Source organism: Sphingobacterium sp. Lzh-3 (assembly GCF_046764375.1).
Taxonomy (GTDB): Bacteria; Bacteroidota; Bacteroidia; order Sphingobacteriales; family Sphingobacteriaceae; genus Sphingobacterium.
On the sequence record NZ_CP177226.1, the window covers coordinates 5,760,180 to 5,780,021 of the forward strand.

Here is a 19,842-nt window from a genome sequence, read left to right on the forward strand (position 1 = left end):
ATATTTATAAATCAAAAAAAATTGAAAACTTTTCAAAAAATAATCTCTTCGTCACAATTTCGTGCCAAATTTTATTTTTAGTGCACTATTAATTTGAATTTAACATAGAATTGCTATTTTTACGATGTAAAACAGTAAGATTAAAGGTAATAAAAAATGTTAAATAAGCGGTTTAGATTTGTGGCAGCATTCTTTTGTGCTATCATCTTTTTCACAAAGATGGCCATCTCTATTTCGCCTATTTTTTCCAACAGCTTAGATCAAAGCACCATCTTACAGGTCGTTTTACAACTGGAAATCGAAAACAATAACGGTGCAAGTAACGATACACTTGAGACCGCCTCAAAATTTTTCAATACAAAAACAGAAGAACCTATTGTATTTGAAACTATAATCGTTGAGAACCAAGGAAAACAGAAGAATTATCTTAAAAATGAGAAAAGCATTTTAGCTTTCCATCCTACGGTTCCAACACCGCCTCCTAACTGTTAATAAAGGCATCCCTTGGGGATGTACTTCCATCGACCCGCATGCAAAAGATAAAGCATGTGCGGTATCCTTGATTTTTCTGAAGTAATCGATCTGCTTTAGTTCGGTTGAATCTTATCGTTGAGCTTTCTCAGCAAGACACTTTGTCAATGCTCTTGAAGGTCATAGGATATAACGATACAAAGCTATAGCTCACTAAAGGTTACCTGATGAAAACTTTATTTATAGATAAACACAAATTTTATGTTTGGAACTCGTACGTCGGCTTTTCTGAAACTATCGAAAAGAGACTTAAAATATGACTTCCCTGCTAGTGTTGTGGTGTTTTTGGTGGCACTTCCATTATGTTTGGGAATTGCAATGGCCTCTGGTGCGCCATTGTTTGCAGGATTATTGACTGGTGTAATTGGTGGAATCGTTGTCGCTTCAATCAGTAAATCACCACTCAGTGTAAGTGGGCCGGCTGCTGGCCTAACAGTAATTGTCTTAGGTGCTATTCAGAGCCTAGGCGCATATGAAACCTTTCTACTTGCCGTCGTGATCGCTGGTGTGGTGCAGGTCATTCTTGGTATATTAAAAGCCGGGATGATCGGCAATTATTTCCCTTCAGCGGTCATTGTAGGTATGCTTGCCGCGATCGGCATCACAATTATCATGAAACAGATTCCTTTGGCATTGGGCTTAGTGGAAACACATGCCTTCGAAATGGACAATGGACATGGTATTGGCGCCTATTTTGATACGATCGCCTCTGCGATCAACTTCGGTGCATTGATCATCTGTGCACTATCATTGGCAATCCTCATCTTCTGGCCATCTATTCCAAAGCTTAATAAGGTTCCGGCCCCATTGGTTGTCGTGATTCTGGGTGTAAGCTTAGCTTATTTTTTCAACGGATCAGCGCTCCAATTGCATGATAAACAATTTGTTTTGGTCCCTATTGTAGGTTCTTTTGCTGAATTCACCGGATTATTTACCCTACCGGACTTCACACAGATTGTCAACAAAGACGTGTGGATAGCTGCATTTACGATTGCAATTATTGCAAGTCTAGAAACCTTATTGAGTATCGAGGCGGTTGATAAAATAGACCCTTACAAAAGAAATACGCCAACCAACCGTGAACTCGTTGCACAAGGAATTGGTAACATGACCAGCGGACTTCTAGGCGGTCTACCCTTAACATCCGTTATCGTACGCTCATCAGCAAACGTCAATGCAGGTGGAAAAACGAGACAGTCTGCTATCATGCATGGTATGTGGCTATTGGTCGCTATGCTCGCTATCCCAACAATGCTGAATATGATTCCTTTGGCCTGTTTAGCGGCTATCCTTCTCCATACAGGATATAAATTGGCTAAACCAAGTCTATTCACCTCGATGTACAAAAAAGGCTTGGATCAATTTATCCCATTTTTTGTCACCATTGTAGCGATCGTGTTTACTGATCTCCTTATGGGTGTAGGAATAGGTATTGTCGTGGCGACATTCTATATTTTGAGAGCAAATATGAAAAATGCTTTCAAATATAATATTGAAAAAGACAATGAAGAAGATAAGGCTGTCATTACATTAGCGGAGGAAGTATCCTTTTTGAACAAGGTTCCGATCCAACAGAAATTATACAGCTTACCAAAATCGATCAGTAAGATCCGCATCGATGGAACATTCAGTAAATTTATAGACAAGGATGTCATCGAAGTCATAAAAGATTTTGAGCAGAATGCGAGAAGTAAGGGAAAAGACATCGAGCTTTTGCAGGTTGTCTATAAAAAACCCTCCCCATAAGGGAAAGGTTTTCCACGTATCGCGTAAGCCATTACCTTCCATCGTTCTACCAGCAATCCTTGGTTGAAACAAGAGGAAGGATTATTGAACATCAAGAACAGATTTTCAATAAAAAATAAGTTGTTTGAAGTAAACAATGAATTTAGACATTTGTATTATTACAATAAAATAGAAACAATGCCTTTGGGCAAGAGTGAAATAAGAAGAATATGGAAAATAAAGATTTAAAAATAGGATTTGACAATATCATAAAGGGAAATAAAGAGTGGATGGAATTCGTAAAGAATGACGCTTCGGGACGCTTCCAACAACTTGCTAAAGGTCAAAATCCGGAAATTCTTTGGATCGGTTGTGCAGATAGCCGTGTACCCGCAAATGAATTGACAGGTACAAAGCCGGGGGAAGTTTTCGTTCACCGTAACATTGCCAACATGGTCATTCACTCGGATATGAGTATGCTTTCCGTATTAGACTATGCCGTGAATGTGCTGAAAGTAAAACATGTGATTATAGCTGGTCACTATGGCTGCGGTGGTGTTGCGGCTTCTTTAAGCCGCAAGCAGTATGGTATTATCGACAACTGGTTGGGCCATATCAAGGATGTCTATCGTTTACACAGCGAAGAGATCGATGCGATCCAGGAACATGATAAAAAAGTAGATCGTTTAATCGAGCTCAACGTACAAGAACAGGTTTTCAATCTTTGTGCGACGTCGATTATCCAAAACGCATGGAAAGAGCGTAATGATCTTGCAGTACATGGAATGATTATCAATATCGGCACGGGAGAATTGATCGATCAACACTGTACCTTTACCAATAATGATGAGCTAGGTGAAGTCTTCGCTTATAAATAGAGTAGTAATAAAAATCGGTAAAAAGGGACGAAATTTCGTCCCTTTTTTGTTTCATATCCCAGCGTTATTAAGTCTCTCCATTCCAACAGATACAGCTGGCCTATTCAACCACTCACGCTAAGCCGAATATCTACGATCGCCTAGCTAATATTTCACGGCGAATAATTAACTTTGTATTATGAGTGAAGAAAAATCATTAAATTTTATCGAGGAAATTGTCGAAGAGGATCTTCGTACAGGGAAGCATGGCGGACGTGTATTGACACGTTTTCCTCCTGAGCCAAATGGTTACCTCCACATTGGTCACGCCAAATCCATCTGCTTGAATTTTGGATTAGCACAGCAGTATAATGGCAAGACTAATCTACGTTTTGATGACACTAACCCTGTGACTGAGGACACTGAGTATGTTGAAAGTATCAAGAAAGATATTCAATGGCTTGGATTCCAGTGGGCAGCGGAATTATATACTTCAGATTATTTCGAGACACTATATAGTTATGCCGTTGATCTAATTAAAAAAGGTCTAGCGTATGTCGACGACAGCACTGCTGAAGAAATTGCAGCAGCAAAAGGTACCCCAACAGAACCGGGTGTTCCAACGCCCTATCGCGATAGGTCTATTGAGGAAAATCTAACCTTATTCGCGGCTATGCGTGCCGGTAAATACCGAGATGGTGAAAAAGTGCTACGCGCAAAGATTGATTTAGCTAGCCCGAATATGCATTTGCGTGATCCTTTGTTATACCGCATCAAACATGCACATCACCACAGAACAGGGAATCAATGGTGTATCTACCCGATGTATGATTTTGCGCATGGACAATCAGATTCCATTGAGAAAATTACACATTCGATCTGTACGCTGGAATTTATTCCACACCGTCCACTTTATGATTGGTGTATTGATAAATTGGAGATTTTCCCTTCCAAACAATACGAATTTGCACGTTTGAATATGACTTATACCGTCATGAGTAAACGTAAATTGCTGCAGTTGGTCAATGAGAAGTTTGTTGAAAGCTGGGACGACCCGCGTATGCCTACGATCTCAGGATTGCGCAGAAGAGGGTATACACCTGCGAGTATCCGCAACTTCTGTGAAAAAATCGGTGTTCAAAAACGTGAAAACATGATCGATGTCAGTCTTTTGGAATTTTGTATCCGTGAGGATCTCAACAAAACGGCATGGCGCAGAATGGCTGTTCTTGATCCGATCAAATTGGTGATCACAAACTATCCTGATGGTCAGGTAGAGGATCTTGTTGGCGAGAACAATCCAGAAGTCGAAGGTGGTGAAGGTTCACGCTCCATTCCATTTTCAAAGGAGCTCTGGATAGATCGCGATGATTTTATGGAAGATGCACCAAAAAAATTCTTTCGTTTAGGCCCTGGACTTTCTGTACGTTTGAAACATGCTTACATCGTCACCTGTCATGATTTTGTGAAAGATGAAAATGGCCATGTAACGGAAGTTCATTGTACGTATGCTCCAAACTCAAAATCAGGAGAAGACACTTCGGGATTAAAAGTAAAAGGAACGATCCACTGGATCTCGGTTCCACATGCAAAAGAAGCCGAAGTGAGATTGTACGACAGATTGTTCAATGAGGAAAATCCTGCTGCTGCCGAAGATTTTAAAGCATCGATCAATCCTGAAAGCCTACATATTATTGAACGTGCTTACATTGAACCGGATCTTGCAAATGCAACCCCGGGGAAAGGATATCAGTTTATACGATTGGGGTATTTTACCTTAGATACACATTCAACTCCAGCTCATTTAGTCTTTAACCGTACGGTTACATTAAAAGACTCTTGGGGTAAGGAAGTAAAGAAAAACGCGTAAAACCGTAACCCATAAAAAGAAGCGGTTGGAATCACTTCCAACCGCTTCTTTTTATCGTGTATTCTTATCCCCTAAATTCTCCAACATGCCGGATTTATATCCCCATTAATCTGGCTAAACTACAGCTCTGTCAACCTCTTGGAACATCAGCTCTCATAGATAAAGCTTCCCAAAGAATCCACTCCTGCTCGAAAATGACCACCTTTTATCAGGTTAGCTCGTTCTCAATCCAGATAACTGCTTGAAAACTGCCTGCCCGTTTACTTTCTTCGAACTGAAAAACTACAAGAGAAGATTTATGCTTTCCCGTACTTCTCTTTTTTTACAGCAGTAATTTATAAAGGTACATCATCTGCAATAAGAAAAACATTGTATCATTCATTTTTCAACCTGATTATCGTCACTCTTTTGCCGTGATTTTAGCAATAGTTTTACAGCAAACAAATACCCTTAATGATATGAAAAAGCTACTTTTAACTGCACTGACCTTCACCCTAGGCGCACTAAGTTTACAGGCACAAACAATCCCTAATCAACGCTGGCAAATGAGGCTCAGAGGTGTGACAGTCATGCCAAACGAATCGGCCAATATTAATACCATAGGCGGAGACGTCGACATCAATACGAAATTTATCCCTGAACTGGACTTCACCTATTTCTTCACAAAAAACATTGCGGCGGAATTGATCCTTGGGACTACAAAACATAAAGTCAATACAACCGGTTCAAATTTAACTGCCATTGGTGGTAGTTCATCCAGCAATGTCGATCTTGGCAGTGTATGGCTCCTTCCACCCACACTGACTGCTCAGTATCATTTCTTCCCCGATGGTGCCATTAAACCTTATGTAGGTGCGGGAATAAATTATACCATATTCTATAGCGCCAACGCGGGACAAACGGTAAAAAATGTAAAATACGATAATGCTTTCGGTTTTGCGACTCAGCTGGGAATTGATTTTAAGCTATCTGAAAAATATTTCGTGAATCTGGATGCGAAGTATATTCTTTTAAAAACAGATGTCAATGTTGATGCATCAAACCTCGCTCCCAACTTATCCATACCGGCAAAAGTTGACATCAATCCCTTCCTGCTCGGCTTTGGAGTCGGCATGAAATTCTAATCATTTGGCTCATTCCCTATCCTATATGTATCGAGGCCTCTTCCAATATTTTAGAAGAGGCCTCATCTGGTTTTTTTTTACCTCAAGCACAGCAGTCAATTTGCGGTTTAGGCAGACCGCGTAAATTTGGTTCAGTATGTCATCAACATTATTCTACTCCGTACCAATTTTGATATTGCTGTCTCAAGCGCTCAACACGTGCCAATCGCTTGGTATCTTTTGCTTCCAATAAAATAGCCTTGTACCGGTCTACAGAATCCAAACCGGTCTGAATATCATTCCACTCGAAGCTCAGGTTTTTCTTATCCGTCACCAACTGATGTAGATACTCCATATTTTCAGTCACATAATCAAGGTTTCGGTCCATCATCCTGTTGGCTAGCTGAGGTTGTCCCGAACGATATAGACTGTCGATAATATCGGCATAATTGATGGCATCCGACATCGCATATACACGATCGGGTAATTGATCGTATGCCTTTTTCGCTACTTCCCCAGCTTGTTTGACCTGACCATTGGCCAAGAGCATCCGGGCGGCTTTTCCAAATATATCACGGGCGTACATACTTGTAAAGCGGAACGAATCGGTATCTAAATACTGTGCATTTTTAACATTGCCCCACTGATACGTATGCATAATATTGTTATATAATGCTTCCATGTTAACTAGCCCGGCCTGTTCATTTCGTTTTCCTGTCGACTGATCTGTAGCAGCGACAGGCATCAATCGGGAAGTAAAGCCCTCATTGACCAGGTATTTATCCAGGCCCAATTTAATGTCACTTGGCAGCATGTTCGAAAAATATATCGGTCTGTCCCAATGGTTATTTTCAAGCACCGATAACAGGGTTAAATCCGCCCTGGTCAGATGATCATTCGGAATTTCCCATTCCATTGCAGAAACAATAGCACCTTGAAAATAAGCCGGAACCGCATTCTTCTTAACCACCTCCTCTTTATCAACGCGCAATCGGACCTTCTTGGAAGGGAAATAATTTTCCATATCACCTGAATTCAGCTGAACCTTATACTCCGGATCATCCGATGTGACAAACTGTAATAATTGCTGTATATCCACCGCATTGTCAAGCTGTCTATCCACAAAAGGGATATAATCACGAACGCCTTTTTTCGTCTTTTCAGCTGGGATCGTCACGGGAAGACCTGCCGCTTGATACGTCGGCTGCTTGGCCTGCTGCATATACCAATCGCCAGTCAGATAACTTAATACCACAACCCGAACATCCGGACGTACTCCTTCCACTTCTTGCAAATACCATACAGGAAATGTATCATGATCTCCATAGGTAAATAGAATAGCATTTGGAGCGCAGGATTCTAAATAATTACGTGCCATATCCCTTGCCAGCGATTTTTCAGAGCGATTATGATCATCCCAATTTTGATGGACCAAAATAATGGGACCGCCCAATAAAGCGAAAGAAATACCTGTGGCCAACGCATACCGTGTTTGTACAAAACGATTGAGAAACCGAACAAATGCTATTGCGCCCAGTCCGATCCAGATCGCAAACGCATAAAAAGATCCTACGTAAGCATAATCTCGTTCCCGAGGTTGCATAGGAGTTTGGTTGAGATAAACAACGATCGCTATACCCGTAAACACAAACAGTAAGGTCAAGACCACGGTATAAGGTTTATTGTTTCGATACAACCAGATTGCACCGGCTATTCCCAGTAGCAAGGGAAGGAAAAAATAGGTATTCCGGCTCGGGTCATGCTCCTGCGATTTGGATATTTTATCTTGCCCTCCCAAACGCCAATTATCCAATGGTTTAATCCCCGACAACCAATTGCCGTCACTATAGGTCCCATACCCTTGCCTGTCATTCTGTCTACCGACAAAATTCCACAAGAAATATCGGGTGTACATATCCCCCAGTTGAAAATTAAAAAAGAACTTAAAATTATCCGAGAACTGTGGTTGCTGCCCCTCCTTCAAATTGAGGTAACTCCTATAATAAGCCTGATGGGCTCCATCTTGACTATATATGCGGGGAAAGAAAGTTTCCTTATCAAACGTATACTTATCGACCTGACTAAAAGGAATATAACCAGACTCATCTTTGCGATAAGCGGTTTTACGCTCCACATCAACGGCTTGCGAATCATAATAGGGTCCTTTGAATAAAGGTTCGCGGGCATATTGCTCCCGGCCCAGATAACCCAAAAAAGAAAACACATTGTCCGGCGCATTATTGTTTAACGAGGGATTCGCTTTTCCACGGATCAAAACCATGGTATAGGAACTATACCCAAATAGAATAAAACAAAAGACCAGCAACCCGGTATGCAGTGTGTATTGCCGCTTTTTATAAGAATAATATAGGCCATAAATGAGAAAGCTCCCCAACAGCAGACACAAAAACAAGATGCCTGAGCCAAAACCTAAACCTAGTGAGTTTACAAATAAAAGGTCCACTTTCGCTGCTAAACCGACCAACCATTGAATAATTCCCCACAATACGGCTCCCAAGATCAACACTCCTAACAAGAAAGCTTTTATTGTACCTTTCGCACTGATCTGTCCTGCTCTCCTGAAATAGACAACCATCGCTATAGCCGGAATTGCCAACAGATTTAATAAGTGCACTCCGATCGAAAGGCCCATAACAAAAGCAATAAAAACCAGCCAACGATCGCTACCTTCCTCATCTGCACGGACTTCCCACTTTAAAATTGCCCAAAAAACAATTGCTGTACACAATGAAGACATCGCATATACCTCGGATTCAACAGCCGAATACCAGAATGAATCACTGAAACAGAAAGCCATTGCACCAACTAAACCCGCTGCAAAAATTTGGGAATAATTCGATAATTGAACGTTCTCTTGCCTGTTGAGTATCTTTTTGGCAATTGCTGTTATCGTCCAGAATAAAAATGTAACAGTAAGCCCACTGCAGATTGCGGATCCAATATTCATCCAATAGGCGATTTTACCTGCATTACCCAAAGCTAGGTTGGAAAATATATTCTGAATAAGAAGAAATAATGGTGCTCCCGGCTGGTGTGCCACTTCCAGCTTGTAGGCACAGGCAATAAATTCACCACAATCCCACCAACTTACCGTCTTTTCAACGGTGGCGATATAGACACATGTAGCAATTAGTCCGCAAGCAAAGCCGAGTAGAGAATTTAATCTAGTGTACGTCATAAGGTCAATTTGGTCTATTGTTAAAATCTTTTTTAGCACTTTTAAGTTAAAAAGTTATCCTGATTCCAATAAGTTAATTAACACTATTTAACACAAGTATCTGACTATAAACAGGCTATTAAACCCTGAAAATAGCGATCGACCTAAACCACACGATCGAAATTCTGAACATATTTTAGGCTTTCACAACGAATACTGCCATAAAAAAAGGAGCTTATCAGCTCCCTTTTCGTATTACTTTTATGAGTTAGGCTAGTTTTTCAACAATCTTCTTTGTTGGACCAGGATTACTCATCGTATAGAAATGTAAAACCGGAGCGCCAAATTTAATCAGCTCCTGACATTGTTGCACCAACCACTCTTCACCTACTTGTCTGACGTCGGCATTCGTTTTACATGCTGAAACAGCATCGCTCAGTTCCTCTGGAATATCTAAATGGAATATCCTTGGTAGGGTAACCAACTGTTTTTTCGTTGTCAGTGGTTTTAATCCCGGAATAATAGGCACATGGATTCCATTGTCCCTACATTTTGTTACAAACTCTTTGTATTTTTCAACATTAAAGAACATCTGAGTCACAATAAACTCTGCTCCCATATCGACTTTTTGTTTCAGATATTTAAAATCAGTATTGAAATTTGGCGATTCAAAATGCTTTTCGGGATAGCCCGCTACTCCGATGCAAAAATCAGTCTTTTCCGATGTGATAATGTCTTCATGCAGATACTTTCCTTTATTCATATCCGTTACCTGTTCAAGTAGGTCTGTTGCAAAAGCATGTCCACCATCGGTCGGTATAAAATCGGCGTCGCCCTTACGTGCATCTCCCCGCAATACCAAGACGTTATCTATCCCCAGGAAGTTCAAATCGATCAATGCATTTTCAGTTTCCTCTTTTGTAAAACCACCACATATCAAATGGGGCACCGCATCTACTTTATATTTATTCATGATTGCAGCACATATCGCCACTGTCCCAGGACGTTTACGATAGGAAACGCGTTCCAGTAATCCACTCGCATGCTCTTTATAGATATAATCTTCCCGATGGTAGGTTACGTCGATAAAAGGAGGTTTAAACTCCATCAGTTCATCCATGGTTTTAAAAATACTTTGGATGCCCTGCCCTTTCGCCGGTGGCAATAGCTCAAAAGAAAACAATGTTTTTCCTTTGGCATTCTGGATATGATCGATAATCTTCATTAAAAAACTGTTTTTAGTTTGGTTGGCTTACATCGAAACGCACACGTCGAGGAATCGTTTATCTACATGTAACTTATCTTTCCCACATGGAGTAGGGTAGAATTTAGCACCTTGAACAAGACAGGTTGCTAAGGCTTCAACGGGTCTAGTCCCTCGGCCTTTCTCTATAAGCGTTGCTAATATCGTTTTAAAAAATCAAACGACAAAAATATTTTTTCGAAAAGGCAAAAATAGTGGCAAAAAGACTGCAATAAGTACGGCTTCGGATTTATTCCCAAGCAATAATAGAAATTTACGCTCCAACAAAAGTAAAAGACTTAAAAAAACAGATAAAATTAACGACCGAGGATCATTGACAGCGAAGAGATTGCCTACGTCACTACAGGATCGGCTAAAGATTCGTTGCCAGGGAATTTCGTAAATTTTTGAGATAAAATGTGATCAGTAAGAGTCCGGTAACATGGTACTCTTCTTTCGATCCATATTTAAAACCATCAAATAAATATTGATAGGCAACTAATGCATTTTGTTCATTGTAAAACAATTCCTTCCAGGATTCAGGAACATCTTCCCACTTCTTTAGCACAATGCCATTCTCAGCATAAATAATTGGTGATTCAACACCATCCAATCGATAATCGTGATGTGTGCCAGAACTTGATATGTGCTGGAAATAAGCGATAGAATAATCTACAAAATTCAGTGTCCGGGTCTTTATCTCCTTTTCACTTTCTGATTTTACAGGGGCATTTCGCCATAGATTCACCTGGCTATCAAATTTGCTCGGGGTCTCCCGGATAGGAGTTTTATCTAGCGCAAAGTTGATATAAAGTCTTTCGCTAGTGGGTACATGCGCTGAGCTAAACTGTGAAAAATCACCTCTCAGCTGAACAAAATCGCCTTTTACCTTAACAATATCTAAGGCGAGGCTACCCTTTTTCTCATCATTCAATTCTAATCGATCGCCGTTGAATCTATACTTGCCGAAGAGTAAGATATCATCGATCGCCATCACAAACTTATCTTTATCCTGGAGTGAGAGAAAGGACCGGTATAGCATAGGATCATTACCATAGGCATCTGCCTCCACATTTTGGGGTGATTCTCTTTTTACTTTATGATACTCCTCATTTGAATAGCCCAGTATCATTTGGTAATTGCCTTCAGGAAAGTCCTTTTTCTTCCCAAAGAAAGCACAAGAAGACAACGAGAATATAAATAGCAGTAGTAATAACGGTTTCAAAATCAATCAATAATTATGGCCAGTAATAATATACAGACCAAGATAAGAAATTACTGCAATAGTTTGTATACTGCTATTTATTTGAATAAGCCTGGCGATATGCTTATTCTTTATAAAGATCCACTAAGCCTTCTGGCAATTCAACTTCAATGATCTCCTCTTCGCCATCGATTCCTAAGATCAAATCATCAGACAACGGGAACATCAGTTCTTTACCGTCCATATTTACCGAAGCGACAAACTGTTGTGGAAATTCCTGGACGTCTGTTATTTGCCCCAGTTCACCATGGTTTTCATCAATCACTAAAAAACCGATTAAATCAGTATATCTAAAATCGTCTGGATCACGCTCGGGCATCTTATCATTGGAAAGATATAGCTTTTTACGTACAAGTACTTGAGCCTTATCGATATGATCCACATCCTCAAATGTCACATAGGCTGTACTATTTTTTTGAAATTTAATGGTATCAACAAAATAAGGAACAAGTTTTTTGTTCACTTCCACAAAGACAACATCGATATTCAAACTCTCGTATTCCTCGAATTCAAAAAATAGTTGTACTTCTCCTTTAAGACCTCTTGTTTTACTGATGTAACCAATGTAAAAGCTTTGATCAATAGTCATATATTTCGTATTTAGCGATTAGCTGTGAGACATGATTTGGCAAACCATTAGCCTATTGGCTGTTTCAAAAAAAGCCGGCTCAAGATTGAGTCGGCTTTCTCGAATACTTTATGAAAGAATTAACCTTCAGTTTCTTCTGATGCAGGAGCTTCAGTCTCTTCAGCAGCAGTTTCTTCCGCTACAGGAGCATTTTTAGCAGCTACAGCAGCAGCTTTTTCTTCTTTTTTCTTAGCTTCAGCCACTAAAGCAGCTTTTTTAGCTTCAGCTTTAGTTTGAGCTAAACCATCTTTTTTACCAGAGATTCTAGCTTCTTGAGCGTCAGTCCAAGCTGTAAATTTAGCTTCAGCAGCAGCTTCATCAAAAGCACCTTTTTTCACACCACCTTGCAAGTGTTTTTTGTAAAGAACACCTTTATAAGAAAGGATAGCGCGAGCAGTGTCAGTTGGTTGAGCACCTTTATTCATCCAATCCAAAGCTTTTTCAAAATCCAAAACGATAGTTGCTGGATTTGTGTTTGGGTTGTAAGAACCAATACGTTCGATGAATTTACCGTCACGTGGAGCGCGAGAATCCGCTACGACTACGTGGTAAAAAGGACGTCCTTTTTTACCGTGTCTTTGCAATCTGATTTTAGTTGCCATTTTTTAATTTTATTTTATGTATTCAACATATCCCCCGAGCTTCATACTAGAGGGGATGCAAAGATAGTTATTTTTTTTTAATCATCATTATAATTTAATAAAACTTCACTGAAAACGACAGGGTTAGCTCTTGTCAACAAGCTCTTTCAAGCGCAATACCTACCCTTGAGACCTTCGTCTTTTCTTGCTTCCATAAAGCATTTAATAAAACTTCACTGAAAACGATAGGGTTAGCTCTTTTCAACAAGCTCTTTCAAGCGCAATACCTACCCTTGAGACCTTCGTCTTTTCTTGCTTCCATAAAGCATTTAATAAAACTTCACTGAAAACGATAGGGTTAGCTCTTTTCAACAAGCTCTTTCAAGCGCAATACCTACCCTTGAGACCTTCGTCTTTTCTTGCTTCCATAAAGCAGCTACAACAAACTTTTCAAAAATCAAGGCACAAAAAACTCCTTTATTTAAAAGGGCATCTTTACCAAATGTAAACAGGATGAACCGTTTGTGTACAATAGCTTCGAAATAGTCAGCGACATTTTTGCCAATTCACTTTTTACTTTCTACCTTCATTCTATGAAATCTGTTGCGCCATTAAAAATACTAAAAGCTTCAGCCGGTTCGGGAAAAACCTTTAGCTTAACTTTACACTATCTCACACTCCTACTCTCCAACGAGAATAGCTATAAGGAGATTTTGGCGGTGACATTCACCAATAAGGCAACCGCCGAGATGAAGGAACGTATCCTCTCGGTACTCCATGGCTTGGCAACAGGCAATCGTAGCCCTAAAATTGAAGATTTCAGAAAGCTTTTACTTCAGCAGCAACCAGATTGGAATCCGCATCTGGTACAAGAGAAAGCTTTTCGGGTGTATCGACGTATCCTACATGACTACAGTCATTTTACCATAAGTACAATTGATGGTTTTTCCCAAAAAGTTATTCGTGCATTCACGTATGAACTCAATCTTGATGCTGCTTATAAGATTGAAATGAATGTCAACAAAGTGAAAAATGACCTAACGGTCATGCTTAATCAATTGCTGGATGAACGCCCCGACCTACTGGATTGGATTATCGCTTATGCGGAAAAGAAAATAGCAAAAAATGAAAATTGGAACTACCGCCAACAATTAATGGGTTTGGCAAGTCTTATTTTCTCTGAAAATTTTCAGGAATTTGATGGTTACATCAATTCGGCCAATCCAAAGGAGGTTTTTAATCTCCTCAATCAGGAAGTTGAACAGAAGATAAACTCCTTCACGGAAGCACTCTCGCTGACGATTGAAGCCTTTAGTGAAACGTTCAAGAATTTTAACATCTCCGAAAGTGATCTGAAAGGTAAATCGCGTAATAAAATAATCTCCGCTAGCAAAACCAATAAAAAAACGGAAAAGCTGAGCGCTTCCGAAATTGCCAAGGTACTGGAAAAATATCTCCAGTTGATCGACAATGAAGATGCTTTTACAGATAGTGACAAAAATATACGGCATGATCTTATCGCCGCCCTCAGCCCCATTCTGGCATCGTTCCAAAAGCTACACGATAATCTATCGGCTTACATTGCTTATCAAGCGGTACAAAGTAATCTCTATTACCTGCGCCTCCTCAAGGAAATGAGCGACTTACTGACGCAATGGCGGCGGGACAATGGCGCTCAATTAATTTCCGACTCGCAGATTTTATTAAACAAACTCGGATTGGATGAAAATAGCGATCCAACATTTATCTGGGAGAAGATCGGCAATCGTTTTAACTACTTTTTGTTTGACGAATTTCAGGATACCTCGCGTATTCAGTGGAAAAATTATAGTCCACTACTGATCAATGCATTGGCAGACGCCAAAGGCACAATCAGCGAGCACCTGATCGTTGGGGACGTCAAACAGAGTATTTATCGTTGGCGAAATGGGGATTGGCGCATACTCCTGCAGCAGGTAGAACAACAGGTTGGTCATACCTTTCACTTAGACGAGGATAGCAAAACCACCTTTATCGAAAACGGAAGCCTCGACACCAATTTTAGAAGTCTTCCAAATATCATCCATTTAAACAATTACCTCTTTAGCAGTATTCCCCAACATCTGCAACAGGTACTGAATGAAAAAGTATTCGAAAGCCTTGATGAAGAAGGTAAACAGTGGTGGATTTCTACTGGCAATGACACTATGCTGGTCAAAGCTTATGAAAACAGCCAACAGGAAGTACCTGAACATAAAAAAGGGAAACATGACCAATTAGGATCTATCGAAATCTCCTACATTCCTGTCACTGATGGACGCTACAGAAGAAATCAGGTTATTGAAGAGTCGCTACTCCAACTATGTCAAAAAATAGGCGACTGGCTCGGTAAGGGCCGCTATCAGGCACGGCAGATCGGTATTTTGGTACGGAGTAATGTACAGGCTAAATTGGTCATCCAAAAGCTCATGGACTTCAAAAAAGAGCAGCAACTTACATTTGAAGTGATATCCGGTGATGCATTAACCTTGGCGAGCAATGATGCGGTACTATTAATGATCGAAACGTTGAAGGCTTTAGTCTATAATTCGGACAAACATACCATCCATAAAGCAAAGATGGTCTATCTCTACCAGCATATTCAAAATAAGACAATCGATCAAAATGCATGGTTAAAATTTGCCAGCAATGACATCCGCGCACTTAAAGATTATCTCCCTGAGGCGCTGATTGACTCCTGGGAAATGGCGCAGAAACAGCCTTTAGTTCATTTAATTGAAAAACTCATTGAAATCTACGGTTTCACAACCACAGACAATATCCACCTCCCTTACCTCCTGGCGTTCAAAGATATGATCTCAGCTTTCTCCACCAATGGCGAACGTGGCATTATTCAGTTCCTGGAGTTTTGGGAAGAAGATGGCAACCGGGCGGTGCTCCCTTCCAACGGAGAAATTGATGCAATCGAGGTCACAACAATCCACAAATCAAAAGGTCTAGCTTATGACGTGGTGATGATTCCATTCTGTTCCTGGGATCTCGACGGCATGATCAATGGCGATTTTTGGATAGAGACCACAGATACTCCTTTCGCCCAATTGGGAAAAATTCCAATAAAATATACATCTACAGTCGGCAAATCTGTATTTTTCAAGCAATATTTTGAAGAGATGCTGTTCAATTACATGGATGCACTCAATACATTCTATGTAGCAACAACGCGTGCTGTTGAGCATCTCTATATCACGGCACCTTCCTTTAAAGAATCTGTTGACAAAAAAACAGGCGAAATTACAGGATATGATATTAAAGACGAATATATCAGCGATGTGCTCTATCAAGTCTTGGATAGCCCGATAGCTCCGTTTGCACTGGAAGAAAAAGGTGTACACATCGATCAAACGATCGAACAAAAAAAACATCAGGCTCAAAAAGACAATATTATTTCCCTTCGCCATTACCCCATTTCCAAAGAATTAGAAATGGCCTTAGAGAAATCGAGTACGCGTAACATCAATGATATTATGATGCTGGAGAAAGCCGCGCAGTACGGGATATTGGCCCACGATATTATGGCTCAAATTTCAAAGGAAGAAGACATCCATAAACTGGTACGCCAACTGATCCAGGAAGGAATCCTTTCCAAAGAGGAAGAGCCTTTTCTCATGCAGGAGATCAATCAGATCTGGAAGCACCCCATGATCAATAAATGGCTCACCGGAAACTATAAAATCTGGAATGAAGCAAGCATTATTACGGCTAAAGGTGAGACGATCCGTCCAGATAAAGTCTTCACCTCCAAGGAAGAAACAATCGTTCTGGATTTTAAATTCACACAAACAGACTATATTGGGCACAAGTACCAAGTCGACAACTATAAAAAGAATTTGGAGAACCTTGGCTATAACAACGTTAAAGCCTATCTCTATTATGCGAAATCAAATCAATTAACTGAAGTAAAATAATAGCACGATGCAGACAGCCTTTCTAAAATTAGTAGCAGCAGACATTCAAAAGCGTTTTGGAAACGATCTGAGTGAAATTGCCATCGTGTTTAATAATAAACGGCCGATTACCTACCTCAAAAAACATCTTGCTGAAGTGTATGGCCAGGCGATCTGGTCGCCGCAGTTTTTTACGATTCAGGAATTTTTCAGACTTTCGACCGATGATACCGAAGCCAGTCCCTTAACCCAATTTTTTCATCTGTTTAATATTCATAATGAGTTATTGGTAGCTGAGGGCAAGCAACCAGAAACGCTGGAAGAGTTCTATCCCATTGCCGAAATTATATTGAGTGACTTCGGTCAACTGGATTATGATCTCGTTCCCATCGAGCAGATCTATTTAGAACTGTATGACAATACCAAAATCGACATTGCTTTTCAACATCTCACGCAAGAACAGCAAGGGTTTATCCGTCAATTTTGGCAGTCCTTTTCTATTGCGGGGCATAGTGGCGTACAAGAGCGCTTTCTTCAACTCTGGAAAAGACTACCGGTATTATATGATCGATTTAAAGAAAAGCTTAAAACAGAAGGCCAAACCAACTATCCAACAATCTACCGTGATCTGGTTGAAGGCAAAGCTACAAATCAGCAGTTTGCATCTTCCTTTCAGCATATCCTTTTTGTCGGTTTCAATGCTTTAAATAAAGCCGAGGCAAAATTATTTAGACAATGGCAGGACAAAGGCAGCGCACTATTCTACTTTGATGCCGATGCCTATTACCTGGAGGACACTATGCAGGAGGCGGGACTTTTTATCCGTCGAAATATTTTTCAAACAGGTTTGGTCAATGCCCTTGGCGATAGCCCGAACATTATTGGCAATAGAACCTCAACCGTAAATCTATATGCCAGCACCGGAAAGATCAGCCAAACAAAACTGCTCTATGATATCCTCGAACAGCACCATAAAGCGGAACAGACCTCGGCTATTCTTCTAGCAGATGAAAACCTGCTTGTTCCTTTGCTGCAGAGTCTACCCGATGTCAACCCCAACATCACAACGGGATATCCCCTGACGCAGTCTCCCATTTTCGGTATCCTGGACCTATGGATGGATGTTCATTTGGAAATATCGCAGTTTAAGAGACGGAAGATTCCTTATCAGGTTATAGAGACCTTCATCAACCATCCACTCAGTATGGTTTCTTTAGCAGATAAACTTCAGATCCAAAAAGAGATTGCCGACAAACAGCTCTTTGAGATCGCATTAGAAGACATTCATCTCAAAAGCTCTTTGCCTCAGTTTTTTGTACCAATCGAAAACTCGGCACATTTGATACCTTCGCTCATTCTGCTCGTCGATGACCTGTTGCAAAGTATCTCTTCACAGGAACGTATCCGCCAAATTGACAACAACCTCTTGATCGAAACGAAGAAAACGCTGAACCAGCTGCTATTGGGCTTTGAAACAGTTGCCCCCTTAAGCATCAGTTTCCAGATTGGCCTGATTAAAAAAGCAATTGCCCCAATAAATTCGGCGATAGAAGGAGATCCGCTAGAAGGAATTCAGATTATGGGACTCCTGGAGAGTCGTTGTTTAAATTTTGACAACGTATATATTCTAGGCGCAAATGAAGGCATTCTACCCAAAACGTCCAATTCACCGACCTTTATACCCAATAGCCTGAGAAGCGCTTATGGGCTTCCAGTATTGGAGAACCAGGATGCGCTGTCGGCTTATTTATTCTATCGACATTTTCAATACAGTGAAGGAATACATATTTTCTACAATGGATTGGTGGACGAAAGCTCTACGGGCGAAGAAAGTCGCTTTATCAAACAGCTGGAGTTTGAAAGTAAATTTCAGTTTGACCGAAAAATTCAACAACAGACCATCCAATTTGCAGATAAAGCGCAAGAGATCGTCATCGAGAAACGTGGTCAAGTTTGGGAAAAGATGTATCAGGACTTTATCGTCAACCAGAAACGGATATCAGCAACAGCATTTACAACTTACCTGCAATCCCCACTACAGTTTTTCCTAAAACATATTGCCGGCATCAAAGAACCGCCTTCAATCTCTCAGGAATTTGAGATGAATAAACTGGGAACTGTCATCCATAATGTCATGGAGAAGATATTCCTACCTTTCAAGGGGCAACAGGACTTTACACCGACAACTGTCTTACGGCACGAGATCGACAAGATAGAAGCACAGGTGATTCGTGAAATAGGCCTGCAATATCAGATCGAATTAAAGACAACACATGATTTAAACAGCCTGCAGCGGATCATGCTGAAGATTGCCTGCGAGTATGTCAAGATGTATCTTGAATATGACATCAACAACTACAAAGCATTTCGGATTATTGAACTTGAGAATGACAACGATTATGTACTGCCCTTTCCTATTGAGATCAATGGAGAAGAACAACAGGTCACACTTTACGGCATCATTGACCGTGTAGACGAGGTCGTAACACAGGACGATCGCATTATCAGTAGAATTGTCGATTACAAGACAGGTGGAGACTCGATCATATTCAAAGAAATCGATCAGGTATTTGCGCCAAATACCGAAAATAAAGCAATGGTGCAAACGCTATTCTATGCCTATGTATTTGAACAGAAAACAGGAAGAAAACAACTCGAACCCCACCTCTATGTTGCGCGTAAAATGCGGGAAGAGGGAACATTATTCAACGGTAAAGAGGGAATATTGACCGATGAATTTCTCGCATTCCAAAAAGAAAATTTTATCAGATTTATGCGAAATATTCTTCAGGAGATTTTTAATCCAGATGTCCCATTTCGGCATAACCCGGACGCAATGGTCTACCCAAGTGACCCCTATACATTATTCTATCGGGAAGCTAGCAAATGGGGTGATGCAGAAGAATGAATATAGCAGAGACTTTAAGGAGAGGTCAAAC

Annotated in this window: 12 protein-coding genes and 1 riboswitch; of the genes, 7 read left to right on the forward strand and 5 right to left on the reverse strand. The window is 40.4% G+C overall.

Features of this window, described 5'->3' with window-relative positions:
* The first annotated feature begins 180 nt into the window (after positions 1-180).
* From ACLCDV_RS24130 to ACLCDV_RS24150, 5 genes are all read left to right on the forward strand, one after another.
* A complete protein-coding gene (locus tag ACLCDV_RS24130) occupies positions 181-492 on the forward strand; it encodes a hypothetical protein (protein ID WP_317669281.1) in 312 nt (103 codons plus the stop codon).
* Between the two features lie 240 nt (positions 493-732).
* Entirely contained in the window at positions 733-2,277 is a 1,545-nt protein-coding gene (locus tag ACLCDV_RS24135; RefSeq protein ID WP_317669280.1) for a SulP family inorganic anion transporter, read from the forward strand.
* Between the two features lie 209 nt (positions 2,278-2,486).
* Positions 2,487-3,134, forward strand: a complete 648-nt coding sequence (locus tag ACLCDV_RS24140) for a carbonic anhydrase (protein ID WP_317669279.1) — start codon at positions 2,487-2,489, stop codon at positions 3,132-3,134.
* A 178-nt stretch (positions 3,135-3,312) separates the two neighbouring features.
* Entirely contained in the window at positions 3,313-4,983 is a 1,671-nt protein-coding gene (locus tag ACLCDV_RS24145; protein ID WP_411972434.1) for a glutamine--tRNA ligase/YqeY domain fusion protein, read from the forward strand.
* A gap of 458 nt (positions 4,984-5,441) precedes the next feature.
* Positions 5,442-6,107 carry an OmpW/AlkL family protein gene (locus ACLCDV_RS24150; RefSeq protein WP_411972435.1) on the forward strand — a complete coding sequence of 222 codons (666 nt, stop codon included), beginning with the start codon at positions 5,442-5,444 and terminating at the stop codon, positions 6,105-6,107.
* A 148-nt stretch (positions 6,108-6,255) separates the two neighbouring features.
* Here the strand turns inward: ACLCDV_RS24150 and ACLCDV_RS24155 are convergent, their stop codons facing one another.
* From ACLCDV_RS24155 to ACLCDV_RS24175, 5 genes are all read right to left on the reverse strand, one after another.
* On the reverse strand, positions 6,256-9,285 hold the full coding sequence (locus ACLCDV_RS24155; RefSeq protein ID WP_411972436.1) for a DUF2723 domain-containing protein: 3,030 nt from the start codon (positions 9,283-9,285) through the stop codon (positions 6,256-6,258).
* Positions 9,286-9,532: 247 nt separating this feature from the next.
* Positions 9,533-10,489, reverse strand: a complete 957-nt coding sequence (metF, locus tag ACLCDV_RS24160; protein WP_088163184.1) for a methylenetetrahydrofolate reductase [NAD(P)H] — start codon at positions 10,487-10,489, stop codon at positions 9,533-9,535.
* Between the two features lie 70 nt (positions 10,490-10,559).
* Positions 10,560-10,662: riboswitch (SAM riboswitch) on the reverse strand.
* Between the two features lie 218 nt (positions 10,663-10,880).
* Positions 10,881-11,732: a hypothetical protein gene (locus ACLCDV_RS24165; RefSeq protein ID WP_317669275.1), complete on the reverse strand. Its 852-nt coding sequence runs from the start codon at positions 11,730-11,732 to the stop codon at positions 10,881-10,883.
* Between the two features lie 103 nt (positions 11,733-11,835).
* Complete coding sequence (rimM, locus tag ACLCDV_RS24170) at positions 11,836-12,360, reverse strand: ribosome maturation factor RimM (RefSeq protein ID WP_075994448.1); 525 nt, start codon at positions 12,358-12,360, stop codon at positions 11,836-11,838.
* Positions 12,361-12,479: 119 nt separating this feature from the next.
* Complete coding sequence (locus tag ACLCDV_RS24175) at positions 12,480-13,001, reverse strand: 30S ribosomal protein S16 (protein ID WP_070570321.1); 522 nt, start codon at positions 12,999-13,001, stop codon at positions 12,480-12,482.
* 572 nt (positions 13,002-13,573) lie between these two features.
* On the opposite strand from ACLCDV_RS24175, the gene ACLCDV_RS24180 reads away from it, so the two are divergent.
* On the forward strand, positions 13,574-16,924 hold the full coding sequence (locus ACLCDV_RS24180; protein ID WP_411972437.1) for a UvrD-helicase domain-containing protein: 3,351 nt from the start codon (positions 13,574-13,576) through the stop codon (positions 16,922-16,924).
* 7 nt (positions 16,925-16,931) lie between these two features.
* Entirely contained in the window at positions 16,932-19,811 is a 2,880-nt protein-coding gene (locus ACLCDV_RS24185) for a PD-(D/E)XK nuclease family protein (RefSeq protein WP_411972438.1), read from the forward strand.
* Positions 19,812-19,842 lie beyond the last annotated feature (31 nt).

Bases quoted from the DNA above. Each gene is read 5' to 3' on its own strand.
- ACLCDV_RS24135 (WP_317669280.1), top strand. From the start codon at position 733: ATGTTTGGAACTCGTACGTCGGCTTTTCTGAAACTATCGAAAAGAGAC.
- ACLCDV_RS24140 (WP_317669279.1), top strand. From the start codon at position 2,487: ATGGAAAATAAAGATTTAAAAATAGGATTTGACAATATCATAAAGGGA.
- ACLCDV_RS24145 (WP_411972434.1), top strand. From the start codon at position 3,313: ATGAGTGAAGAAAAATCATTAAATTTTATCGAGGAAATTGTCGAAGAG.
- ACLCDV_RS24150 (WP_411972435.1), top strand. From the start codon at position 5,442: ATGAAAAAGCTACTTTTAACTGCACTGACCTTCACCCTAGGCGCACTA.
- ACLCDV_RS24155 (WP_411972436.1), bottom strand. From the start codon at position 9,285: ATGACGTACACTAGATTAAATTCTCTACTCGGCTTTGCTTGCGGACTA.
- metF (WP_088163184.1), bottom strand. From the start codon at position 10,489: ATGAAGATTATCGATCATATCCAGAATGCCAAAGGAAAAACATTGTTT.
- rimM (WP_075994448.1), bottom strand. From the start codon at position 12,360: ATGACTATTGATCAAAGCTTTTACATTGGTTACATCAGTAAAACAAGA.
- ACLCDV_RS24175 (WP_070570321.1), bottom strand. From the start codon at position 13,001: ATGGCAACTAAAATCAGATTGCAAAGACACGGTAAAAAAGGACGTCCT.
- ACLCDV_RS24180 (WP_411972437.1), top strand. From the start codon at position 13,574: ATGAAATCTGTTGCGCCATTAAAAATACTAAAAGCTTCAGCCGGTTCG.
- ACLCDV_RS24185 (WP_411972438.1), top strand. From the start codon at position 16,932: ATGCAGACAGCCTTTCTAAAATTAGTAGCAGCAGACATTCAAAAGCGT.